Genomic DNA, 12,465 nt, shown 5'->3' with positions numbered 1-12,465 from the left:
CTGCTTACCTCTTTCGCTTTCTCTGTAAGTAGCTGTAGCGAAGATCTTATCAATCCTGATCATAGTGCCATGCCTCCCAAAGATCAGATCAGAACTCCTCCCAGAAAAAACTAATCCTATGATGTTCAGAAAAATAGAAAAGGCTATCGTTTACACTGTGATCACACTGCAAACCATAGCCTTACTGGCACTCTTTCAAAAATTTGTGGCAATAGTTATCTAACTAAAGCTTATTTTCCCATGCTGGCTTCATGCTCCTGCATGTACTCAATGGTAAGGTTACTTAGCGTTCTTACGCCTAGTTTAAGACCACTATCATCTATAAAGAAGTCAGGGGTATGGTGGGGAGCGACTTCTTCCGGCTCTTTATCAGCAGACATGCCTCCCAAGAAGAAAAAGAAGCCGGGAACTTCCTGCGCAAAGTAAGAGAAGTCCTCGGCACCGGTTACCGGATAGCGCAAAAGCACATTTTCCTGTCCGGCAGTCTCGTTCAGGATATCTACTGCCCAGGCCGTAAGTTCAGGATCATTGTAAGTAACCGGATAGCCACGGGAGATATTCACTTCTACTTCCGCTCCGGCACTTTCTCCTATATTGGTAGCGATCTCACGGATACGCTCATGAATTTTATCCTGCATTTCAGGGTCCAGAGAACGAATGGTTCCGATCATCGTCACCTCTTCAGGGATGATATTGCTGCGCACGCCTCCCTCAATTTTTCCGATCGTCACCACCGCAGGCGCTTTGATCAATTCAAGGTTGCGACTCACGATCGTTTGCAGGCCCATTACAATTTGCGAAGCCGTGACGATAGGATCTACGCCTGACCAGGGGTAAGCACCGTGCGTCTGAGCACCTTTTACCTTGATTTCCAGCCCATCTACACTGGCCATAGTACCTTCGGGACGATAGCCTATCTGATTGACTTTAGTCTGAGAATTGATGTGTAAGCCGAAGATCACATCTACATCAGGATTGGTCAACGCACCTTCTTTAATCATGAGGTCAGCACCTCCTTCTTCTCCTTCAGGGGCACCTTCTTCAGCAGGTTGAAAAATAAACTTAACGGTTCCCTGTAAATCATCCTGCATGCTGCTCAAAGTCTCGGCTACCCCCATCAGAATGGCTACGTGGGTATCATGTCCGCAGGCATGCATTACGCCTACATCTTCGCCATTGTACTCGGCAGTTGCTTTGGAAGCAAAAGGAATATCTACCCTTTCTGTGACTGGAAGGGCATCCATATCGGCACGCAGGGCCACTACCGGGCCGGGCTTACCGCCCTTAAGCACACCTACTACGCCTGTATGGGCTACTTCGGTCTGCACCGCTATTCCCAAAGCTTTCAGATGCTCAGCCACCATTTCCGCAGTACGAAACTCCCGGTTGGATAGCTCCGGATGTTCATGAATATCACGTCGCCAGGCGATTACTTTTTCATCAATCTGATCAGCCATTTGGTCTACTTTGGCTTTCAGGTCCTGGGCGGAAGCGATATCCACAGCAAAAAAAGCTGTCAATAGCGTAAACAGTAATATATTTTTATACATCGTAAAAAAGGTTAGGACTTAATAGAAACTGTATGAAAATATAGGCGCTTTGTTAATAATTATCAAATAAAAAGAGCGTGGCTTTAACTAACACGCTCTTTATCACTTAACGTCTTTATCTTCTCATCCTTATGAGACTTGTAACTGCGGGCCTCCCGCTTTGATTTCTTCACTGGCATTTTCAGCAAACTTCTCAAAGTTATTGGCAAACTGCGCTGCCAGGTGCCTGGCCTTCTCATCATAGGCATTTTTGTCACTCCAGGTATTGCGAGGGTTCAGTATCTCAGCAGGCACCTCAGGACAGGAAGTAGGCATATTTACACCAAACACCGGATGTTCTTCATACTCTACATCATTCAGCTTACCTTCCAGCGCAGCAGTAATCATAGCTCTGGTATATTTGAGCTTGATGCGCTTACCCACACCATAGGGCCCACCTGACCAACCGGTATTGATCAGCCATACATTGACCTGCTGCTGTTCCATCTTCTTGCCCAGTATTTCCGCGTATTTGGTGGGGTGCAGGGGCATAAAGGGTGAACCAAAACAGGCTGAGAAAGTAGCCTTAGGTTCATTGATTCCTGCTTCTGTACCCGCCACTTTGGCAGTATATCCGGATATAAAATGATACATTGCCTGCCCCACTGTTAGTCTTGAAATGGGAGGCAATACCCCGTATGCATCCGCGGTAAGGAAGAAAATATTCTCAGGAGTTCCTCCTACAGAAGGCTCTTTGGCATCTGCAATATGATAGATAGGATAAGAAACCCTGGTATTCTCAGTAACTTCTTTGTTAGCATAGTCTACTGTACGCGTGCCGGGTAGGAAGCGGGTATTTTCCAGAATGGCGCCAAACTTAATCGCATTCCAGATTTCCGGCTCTGTTTCCGGACTCAGGTCAATTACTTTGGCATAGCAGCCACCTTCAAAATTAAAAATACTGTTTTCTGTCCAGCCGTGCTCATCATCACCAATCAAATAACGATTAGGATCAGCGGAGAGAGTGGTTTTACCGGTACCTGAGAGGCCAAAGAAAATAGCTGTATCTCCGTCTTTACCCATATTGGCACTACAGTGCATGGAAAGTACATTTTCCTGATCGGGTAAGAGAAAGTTAAGCACACTGAATACACCTTTTTTGGTTTCTCCGGTATAACCCGTTCCTCCCACCAGTATCATCCTGCGCTTAAAATTGATGATGGCAAAGTTCTCGTTGCGGGTACCATCCACGTCGGGATTGGCCTTAAACTCGGGTATCGCCAGTATGGTAAAGTCGGGATGAAATTCAGCGGCTTCGCCCTCATCTAACCTCAGGAACATATTGTAGCAAAACAGATTGTGCCAGGCCTGGGTGTCAATCACTCGGATTTTCATGCGGTACTTAGGATCGGCACCGGCAGCAGCATCACGTACATATATTTTTCTGCCATCCAGAAACTTCACCATCTTCTCATACAGCTGATCAAACTTAGCGGCATCAAAAGGAATATTGATATCTCCCCACCATACTTTATTTTCAGTCATTTCATCTTTTACGATAAAACGATCTTTGGGAGAACGGCCGGTAAACTTGCCGGTGTCGCACATCAATGCACCTGTATCGGTCAGCACACCCTCTCCTCTTTTTACAGCTTCTTCTACCAGTTCGGCAGGGTGCAGGTTCCAGAAAACACCTTTGGTATGATGAATACCCATATCTTCCAGGCTCTTGAGAACGGATGAAAGGTTAGTTCTTTTCATGGTTTTATTGGTTTGAGAAAAAATAGATTCACTTGTGTTTTCAATGACACTCAAACTTCATCATATTAAGAAAAATCTTCTATGACAAAAGTTAGCCATAAAACTGATAATTGTCATTTCTTACCCCTAATATCACTCCTGCTTCATCCATACAGCTTTTATCTCCAAACACATCAGGGACATAGCCGTTAAGCATGTAGCTTTTTAAATATCATAGTTTGGATTCTTTACTTTTTTACATTGTAGCAGCAATAGGAGGTACAGCAGTAGTTTGGTGGGGAGGCGATATGCTGGAATCTTCTTCTGAAAAATTAGCCGTCTATTATCGTCTTCCCAAAATTTTTCGTGGCGCTATACTAGCTGCCGTAGGCTCCAGTTTTCCCGAGCTTTCCAGTTCAGTTATTTCTACCCTTATCCACGGTGAATTTGACCTGGGTGTATCCGCCATCGTCGGCTCAGCCATCTTTAATATTCTGGTTATACCCGCCATCTCAGGCTTAGCATCTGGTAAGCTGGAAGCTAATCACAATCTGGTGTATAAGGATGCCCAGTTTTACATTACTTCAGTAGCTGTACTTTTGCTGGCCTTTTCTTTTGCAGTCATCTATAATCCGGTAGAAGGTGAGCCCCTTAGTGGGGAAGTAAACCGAGCCATTGCACTGGTGCCTTTTCTGCTCTATGGGCTGTACATTTTTTTACAGTTTCAGGATGTAAAAGACGAACGGGCTGAAAAAGATGACCCCCGCCCTCAGGACATCTCTCCGCGAAAAAGCTGGCTCAGGCTTCTGCTCAGTTTAGTATTAATCGTAGGCGGAGTAGAAGGCCTGGTAAGGGCTGCCCTCGGTTTTGGAGAATACTTCAATACGCCCAGTTTCCTCTGGGGTTTAACCATCATTGCCGCTGGCACCAGTATTCCCGATGCTTACGTAAGTGTCAAGGTAGCCCGAAGGGGTGAGGGGGTAGTCAGTCTTGCTAACGTACTGGGTAGCAATATTTTTGATCTGTTGGTAGCAGTGCCGGTAGGCATACTGATTGCCGGAACGGCACCCATAGACTTTAAGGCAGCTGCTCCTATGATGGGCTTCCTTACGCTGGCTACCATTGTATTGTTTACCATGATGCGCACCAAACTCACCCTCAATAGAGCCGAATGCTGGAGTTTGTTAGTGCTTTATATTGTATTTATAGGGTGGATGGTACTTGAAACCATAGGCATCACCTCTGTAGTTCGGTAAAGCATATTTTATATTATGATAATATGCTTAGCGTTTGAAGAGTCAATAGCTGCTTTCTATCTTTAGCTTCATAAATCTGCTATGCCTTGAAAATCCGATTCAGAGAAATCTATCCACGCTTTACTGAGGAGTTAAAACGCCTGAGCCATCTGGAAAAGCTGGCTGAAGTAAGACCTCCCATACCTTCGCGACGCGTTCTACTGTTCATTCTTGCCCTGCTGATTGCTATTGTAGTGGTCAGCCTGATGTTTGAACATAGTAACCTACAGCAGGAGGCTATTTTTATGACGGGCATTTTTGTGCTGGCGGCGCTACTTTGGGTCACTGAAGCACTACCACTTTTTGCTACCGCTATTCTTATCATCGGGCTGGAAATCATCTTCCTGGCTAATCCAGGAAATTGGACTGGACTGGGTTTTGAAGGAGGTTATTCTCCTGACTATCGTGAGTTTTTGGCGCCCCTCTCCGATCCGGTGATCGTACTCTTTTTCGGAGGTTTCATACTGGCCCATGCGGTACTTAAAGAAGGGGTAGACAAAGCAATGGCCAGTGGAATTTTGAACGCATTCGGAGGAAAGCCCTTGTTCGTCATGCTGGGACTGATGTTTATCACCGCCCTTTTCTCTATGTGGATGAGTAATACTGCCACCACTGCTATGATGATTACGCTGGTCTACCCTATGCTGGAGCAGATACCCAAAGGAGACCCGTTACGGAAAGGACTACTGCTGGCGATTCCTTTCGCTGCCAATATCGGGGGCATGGGTACGCCTATTGCTTCCCCTCCCAATGCGGTAGCGGTATCATTTCTGCAACAGGCGGGTTATGAAGTTAATTTTCTGGAGTGGGTACTGATCGCTACCCCGCTTATGGCTTTCCTGCTTTTATTTGCATGGTTACTACTTTATAATTTTTTCAAGCCTAAAGATCCTTCTCTGGAGCTCAAACCTACCTCCCGCAAAATAGATGGCAGGGGCTGGTATGTCATCATCATCATGCTTATCACGGTTTTGTTATGGCTTTCTGACCAGTGGCACGGCTTATCTACCGCAGTGGTGGCGCTCTTTCCTGCCATTGCCTTTACTGCTACTGGCTTGCTAACCAGAAGCGACATCAACACTTTAGAATGGCATATTCTAATCCTGATCATGGGAGGTATCGCTTTGGGGGTAGGCATGCAGCTTACCGGCCTGGATGAGGTATTTGTATCTTATATTCCCGCTCAGGGCAGACTGGTACTGGCAGCTATGGTGATCGCTACCATATTGTTCAGCACTTTTATTTCCAACACAGCAGCGGCTAATCTCTTATTACCCATTGGTATTTCCTTTGCCCTGCAAAACATGGGAAGCGGTACTCCCGGACCGGTACAACTGGCAGTGAGCATTGCGCTGTCTGCTTCTCTTGCCATGGCATTGCCTATCAGTACTCCACCCAATACCATCGCCTACAGCAAAGGTGATCTGGTGACCAGTGATTTCACAAAAACCGGAATTATCATCGGAGGATTAGCCGTGATGCTGATCATCGCCCTGGGCAACGCCATCATCAGCTTCTGGACGAGTTATTGATAGACTATGCAAGGGTGCGGACGCATAACATACGCGCTCGACTACGCTCTTTGCTATTTAATTACAGGAATTCCATGATTACGAATGGGCTCTAATACATGTTTAACTTCAATATCTGATAAACCAAATAATAATATTATCTTTTCTATTTTCTTATTTTGATAGATAAATCTTATAATTAATAAGGGAGGAGATCTGCTGCCTACATACTTATATTTTACTTCTTTAAGTTTAATGTCGTGATAAACAACATGAGGTTTAAAAATATTTAGCCAATAGTTAACCTTTAAAGAATTAATTTTTAACTCTGCATTTACTGTAGATTTTAATAAAATCAAGTATACAATAACAATTATAGCTACAATTGTGATTGCGAGGTTATATTCTCATATCATATTAAAAACTACGTATGTTAGTCCACCAAAAAAATAACAAGTAACGATTGGTACATAAAAAGGTGGTCGGGTTTTTAATAAAAGTTTATCACTAGCTTTCATCTAGTTATTTATTTCTTCATTACTATTTATGTTGTTTTGGACTTCTATCACTTTCAACCTTAAACCTTCAACCTACTAACCTCTCTGTAGCAAAAAGACGATATAGGCAATGTAGCAAAGCAGAAATACTACGCCGCTGATGCGGCCCACCGCCCGTTTTCTTTCTAGACTTACCGATAAAATCAGCAAAGTACTGGCAAAGATGATCATGAGGATATCAAAGTTGCTGAGCACATTAAAAGGTAGCGGGTTGATCAGGGCGCTAATGCCCAGAATCCAGAGAATATTGAAAATGTTAGAACCTACGGCATTCCCTACCGCAATATCGGTATTACGTCTTTTGGCCGCCACTGCTGAAGTCACCAGTTCAGGCAGTGAAGTACCAATAGCCACGACTGTCAGTCCTATGAAGCTTTCGCTCATGCCCAGCTGGGTAGCGATATGGATAGCCCCATCTACCGTCCACTTACCGCCCATAAAGAGCATCACTACTCCGAGCAGTACCAAACCACCTGCTTTCAGCATAGGCTTCTCTTCATAACTTTCCACAGTTTCTTCCCCTCCCTCACGAGAGACCTTAAACACATACAGCATGAACAGGACGAAGAAAAACAGCAGTATGCCTCCATCTGCACGGCTAATACTAAGTCCCAATGGTTTATCAAAAAGCGCAGCATTGGCAAGGAAACCCACTAACAGGGCAGCCATCAGGGAAAAGGGAATCTCCGACATCACCGTACCTCTCTGCAAAGGAAGCGGATAAATCAGCGCAGCGACTCCCAGGATGAGCAGGATATTGGCAATATTACTTCCGAAGACATTGCCCACCGCCAGTTCTGCGCTTCCATTCAGACTGGCCAGAATATTAACGATCAGTTCCGGCATGGAAGTACCAAATGACACAATGGTCAAGCCAATGACAATATCCGAAACCTGGTATTTTTTTGCGATAGAAGAGGCACCATCCACCAGCCAGTCAGCTCCTTTAATCAACAACACAAAACCTAAGACAAACAGTATGTAAATTAGCATAAACGTATTAAGGTATCAATCTGCTAAATTACAAAAGAAGAAGCTAAATTGACACAAATGATTTGAGTCTTCATGATTAAAGCATTTTCTTTTTGGAAGGCAAATGAAGTAGTAATAAAAAACGTAAAATCTAAAATTTACCACCAATGGCCCATTGCAACGGCTCTTTATAAAGTGCTAATACCCTCACTTAATAGATCAACGAAGCTATGGCGAAGGAGTACCGAAGGGATAGCGAAGGCTTAGAAAAGGGGAATTCTGGGATAAATACCAATATAGCAACTTTACCCACTTTTCAAGTCTCTTCAAAGCTCAGCAATTTAGCTGTATTATTTTACATCACATTGAAATTTTATTAAATTGATAGATGGATTTTGCGCTATTAGTGAGAGCAAAATACTTTTTACGGATTGCAAATAAAATATCAATAATATACTTATGCCTGACTTTTCTGCTATACGCTGGAAAACCCAATACCTGATTTTTCCTGCCATAGCGTTCCTCCTTCTGGCTTCCTATCTGGTATGGAATAAAGGTGTTTTTGCTGACAATAAAGTGGATTTTAATGCTGAGATCCGCCCGATTCTCAACAAAAAATGTATCACCTGCCACGGTGGTGTAAAGCGTTCCGGGGAGTTTAGTCTCCTTTTTCGTACGGATGCTCTCAGCCCCAACGAATCCGGTAAACGAGCCATTGTACCCGGCAGCGTGGAAGAGAGCGAGATGATACGCCGCATCACCCATCATGACCCCGAGGAACGCATGCCTCCCGAAGGCGACCCCTTGCCTAAAGAAGAAATTGAGCTGCTCACCCGCTGGATAGAACAGGGTGCTCACTGGGAAGACCACTGGGCCTATGTAAAGCCGGAACCTATTGACCCACCTGAAGTGCAAACGGACTGGGTTGAGAATGATATTGATAAATTTGTGTTTCAGAAATTACAAAAGCAGGAACTGAAGCCTTCAGCCCGTGCCGACAAAGCTACGCTGCTCAGGCGTGTTAGTCTTGACCTTACCGGTTTACCTCCTACGCCTACTGAATTACGTGCTTTTCTGGCTGACTCCACTGCCCAGGCTTATGAAAAAGCGGTAGACCGCCTGTTAGCTTCTCCTCACTATGGCGAACGCTGGACAGCCATGTGGATGGATCTCGCCCGTTATGCCGACTCCAAAGGTTATGAAAAAGACGGACATCGCAACATCTGGAAATACCGCGACTGGCTGATCAAAGCATTTAATGAAGACAAAACTTTTGATCAGTTTACCATAGAGCAACTGGCAGGGGACCTCCTGCCCAACCCCAGCGATGAGCAGATGATCGCTACGGCTTTTCATCGCAACACCATGAACAATGACGAAGGAGGTACCGATGACGAAGAGTTCCGGGTAGCTTCGGTCATTGACCGGGTCAATACCACCTGGGATGTATGGCAGGCTACAACTATGGCTTGCGTACAGTGCCACAGCCACCCTTATGACCCCATCCGTCATGAGGAGTACTATGAGTTTTATGCCTACCTCAATAATACCGCTGATGCCGATGTCCCCAGTGAGGCTCCTAATCTAAAGCAGTTTAAAAGGAAAGAAGACCGGAAAGACCTGGAAAAGATTAAAAACTGGGTGATTGAGCATACCGCTTCCGCCGACGATAAACTGGAGAGAGGCCAGGAGGTCGTTAAACTAGTAAAATTTACCGAGCCCAAAATACACCCTAAAAACTATAAGAATGTCACCGATGGTGCCCTGGCAGACGGTAAGTACCTGGAAGCAGATCATGGAGGGTATGCCATGATTCCTGATCTTGCCCTGGAGGGTAAAGACCAGATTATTCTCAGCTACTCAGCCAGCAAATCTTTGGGCACTATAGAATTCAGGCTGGATAGCCTTAATGGTAAACTGCTTGCGGACTGGCCGGTAAATAAGCCTGAGGACGCCAGAGGGTTTATCAAAACAATTATCCCTATCAAGCCTGCCAGCGGACGTCATGATGTTTATATGCTGTTCAAAAGTCCTCCGGGAGCAGGAAGAACTTGCCGGATAGAATGGGTACTCTTCAACCAGGCCTTACCTGGTAAGGAGGAGCCGCATTACTCTCAAATCAAACGAACTTTCGTTAGCTTACTCAATACCAGCGAAGTAGAAAAAACACCGGTGATGATAGAGCGTCCGGAGGACTATCGCAGGAAGACGCATGTATTTGTCCGGGGCAACTGGCTGGTGGATGGTGAAGAAGTACAGCCTGATGTGCCTCAGGCCTGGCCTGCCCTTCCGGAGGGAGCGCCTGATAACCGCTTAGGCATGGCACAGTGGATGGTGAGCCCTGAAAATCCTCTTACGGCCCGAGTAGCAGTCAACCGTTTCTGGGCACAGCTTTTCGGAAGAGGCATTGTAGAAACCATAGAAGATTTTGGTACGCAAGGGGCTAAACCTACTCATCCCGAATTACTGGACTGGCTAGCTATGGAGTTTATGCACGAGTACGACTGGAGCATTAAAAAACTGCTGAAGCAGATCGTGATGTCAGCTACTTACCAGCAATCTTCCAAAGTAAGCCCTGAGTTACAGGAGATAGATCCCGCCAACCAATTAATGGCCCGAGGCCCCAGAGTACGACTTTCTGCCGAACAGATCCGTGACCAGGCACTGGCAGTAAGCGGCTTGCTAAGCGACAAGATGTATGGCCCCAGCGTAATGCCTCCCCAGCCCGAGGGAATATGGCAGGTCATCTACAGCGGACAAAAGTGGGAAACCAGTGAAGAAGAGGACCGCCATCGCCGTGGACTCTATACCTACTGGCGACGTACCAGTCCTTACCCTTCCATGATTGCTTTTGACAGTCCCAGCCGGGAGTTTTGTGTAACCCGCCGCATACGAACCAATACGCCTCTACAGGCTTTGGTCACACTCAACGATCCGGTTTATATGGAAGCAGCTCGCTCACTGGCACTCAGGATGATCAATGAGGGAGGAAAAACGGCTGAAGAACGCATTGCCAAGGGATATGAAATTGCCATGGTCAAACCTATTGAACCTAACAAAAAGGCCGCTCTGATAGAGCTTTACCAGGAGGCAGTTACCTATTATCAGGAGAACCCAGGAGAGACCCCTAAAATGACTGCCGGGGAAGAAGACCAGCAACTGGCGGCTCTGGCCGTAGTAGCCAACGCTATGATGAATTTAGATGAATTTGTGACTAAAGGGTAAAGGGTTGAAAAGTCACAAGTTAAAGGTTTAATGTTTGTAAAATATTCATTGCCAAATCGTCCTTTTATATAGATTTACAGAAGCAAAAGGAATTAAAAAAACAGAGATATGAAACTTTTTGAGGAAGCCAGACAACGTGCTGCAGAACTGGAAACCCGCCGACATTTTCTGAGGAAATGTACTTCAGGGCTGGGAGGTATTGCGCTGGGGTCTCTGGTAGGCTGCAATCCTTTTGGTGGTTCTAAGCCTCAAGCTAATACCGCTCCCCCTATCAACCGCAATCCTCTGGCACCGGCAGCGCCACATTTTGCGCCCAAAGCCAAGCGGGTCATTTATCTGCATATGGCAGGTGCGCCCTCTCAACTGGAACTGTTTGACTTTAAACCGGAACTGGCAAAGCTTCACGGTTTAGACTGTCCTCAATCACTTCTGGAAGGAAAGCGCTTTGCTTTCATTCAGGGAGTGCCCAAGATGCTGGGCCCACAGGCAAAATTTGCCCCCCGTGGTGAATCAGGAACCATGGTTTCCGACCTTCTGCCTTATTTTCATGAGGTAGTAGATGAAGCGGCCATCATCAAAACTTTACACACTGATGAATTTAACCATGCTCCGGCGCAATTATTGGTACAAACCGGCAGTTCCCGCCTGGGTCGCCCCAGCATGGGTTCCTGGGTTACTTATGGCTTGGGCTCTGAAAATGATAACCTACCCGGCTTTATCGTGCTGGTTTCCGGGGGCAATACGCCCAGCGCCGGAAAAAGTGTATGGGGCAGCGGCTTTCTACCCACTATTTATCAGGGGGTACAATGCCGCTCCGAAGGTGATCCTGTACTGTATGTTTCTAACCCGGATGGTATGAACCGTGACCTGCGCCGTAAATCATTGGATGCTATCAACCGTATCAATGAGCAGGAGTACCAGGAGATGGGTGATCCGGAAACTTTAACACGCATCTCTCAGTATGAAATGGCTTTCCGCATGCAGATTTCTGTACCGGAGATTATGGATATTTCTAAAGAACCGGACTATGTGCATCAGATGTATGGCACCGAACCCGGCAAAGCCTCATTTGCGAATAACTGCCTGCTGGCCCGTAGGCTAAGTGAACGGGGCGTACGCTTTATCCAGCTTTATGACTGGGGCTGGGATACTCACGGTAGCAGTAAAGATGGCGCTATTGAACACGGATTTCGTGAGAAATGCAAACAGATAGACCAGCCTGTCGCTGCACTGCTCAAAGATTTAAAACAAAGAGGATTGCTGGAAGAAACCCTGGTGGTCTGGGGCGGAGAATTTGGCCGCACACCTATGCAGGAAAACAGAAATGGTCGTGAGATGCCTTTCATGGGTCGTGATCACCATACCGAAGCCTTCAGCATGTGGATGGCCGGTGGTGGCATAAAAGGAGGTATCAGCTACGGAGAAACCGATGAAATTGGCTATTATGGTATCAAAGACCGTGTGCACATTCATGATTTGCAAGCCACTATTTTGCATCAGATGGGTATGGATCATGAGCAGCTTACCTACCACTTCCAGGGCAGGGATTTTCGTCTGACAGATGTCGCCGGAAAAGTAGTGAAAGATATTTTGGCATAGATTACTTATATTGGAAAAATGGATAAGAAAGAATAAG

The 12,465-nt window shown here is 45.9% G+C and carries 7 protein-coding genes; 4 read left to right on the top strand and 3 right to left on the bottom strand.

The features are described from left to right. Positions 1-230: 230 nt before the first annotated feature. Together WJR50_RS02420 and pckA are read right to left on the bottom strand one after the other, a co-directional pair. Positions 231-1,550 carry an amidohydrolase gene (locus tag WJR50_RS02420; RefSeq protein ID WP_341291620.1) on the bottom strand — a complete coding sequence of 440 codons (1,320 nt, stop codon included), beginning with the start codon at positions 1,548-1,550 and terminating at the stop codon, positions 231-233. A gap of 129 nt (positions 1,551-1,679) precedes the next feature. Then, positions 1,680-3,290, bottom strand: coding sequence for a phosphoenolpyruvate carboxykinase (ATP) (pckA, locus tag WJR50_RS02415; protein ID WP_341291619.1), 1,611 nt, complete (start codon positions 3,288-3,290; stop codon positions 1,680-1,682). A 218-nt stretch (positions 3,291-3,508) separates the two neighbouring features. Here pckA and WJR50_RS02410 point away from each other — a divergent pair, with 218 nt between their 5' ends. Continuing rightward, a complete protein-coding gene (locus tag WJR50_RS02410; RefSeq protein WP_341291618.1) occupies positions 3,509-4,525 on the top strand; it encodes a sodium:calcium antiporter in 1,017 nt (338 codons plus the stop codon). Positions 4,526-4,611: 86 nt separating this feature from the next. Then, positions 4,612-6,096 (top strand): SLC13 family permease, encoded by a 1,485-nt coding sequence (locus WJR50_RS02405; RefSeq protein WP_341291617.1) that lies wholly within the window; start codon positions 4,612-4,614, stop codon positions 6,094-6,096. A 572-nt stretch (positions 6,097-6,668) separates the two neighbouring features. Here the strand turns inward: WJR50_RS02405 and WJR50_RS02400 are convergent. After that, complete coding sequence (locus tag WJR50_RS02400; protein WP_341291616.1) at positions 6,669-7,625, bottom strand: calcium/sodium antiporter; 957 nt, start codon at positions 7,623-7,625, stop codon at positions 6,669-6,671. 438 nt (positions 7,626-8,063) lie between these two features. Here WJR50_RS02400 and WJR50_RS02395 point away from each other — a divergent pair, with 438 nt between their 5' ends. Together WJR50_RS02395 and WJR50_RS02390 are read left to right on the top strand one after the other, a co-directional pair. Further along, positions 8,064-10,829: a DUF1553 domain-containing protein gene (locus tag WJR50_RS02395; RefSeq protein ID WP_341291615.1), complete on the top strand. Its 2,766-nt coding sequence runs from the start codon at positions 8,064-8,066 to the stop codon at positions 10,827-10,829. Positions 10,830-10,937: 108 nt separating this feature from the next. Beyond that, positions 10,938-12,428, top strand: a complete 1,491-nt coding sequence (locus WJR50_RS02390; RefSeq protein ID WP_341291614.1) for a DUF1501 domain-containing protein — start codon at positions 10,938-10,940, stop codon at positions 12,426-12,428. Positions 12,429-12,465: the final 37 nt, after the last annotated feature.

Origin of the sequence: Catalinimonas locisalis (genome assembly GCF_038039535.1) — a bacterium.
Taxonomy (GTDB): Bacteria; Bacteroidota; Bacteroidia; order Cytophagales; family Cyclobacteriaceae; genus Catalinimonas.
The sequence above is the reverse complement of the archived record's forward strand: the minus strand, read 5'-3'. Positions and strand labels throughout refer to the sequence as shown.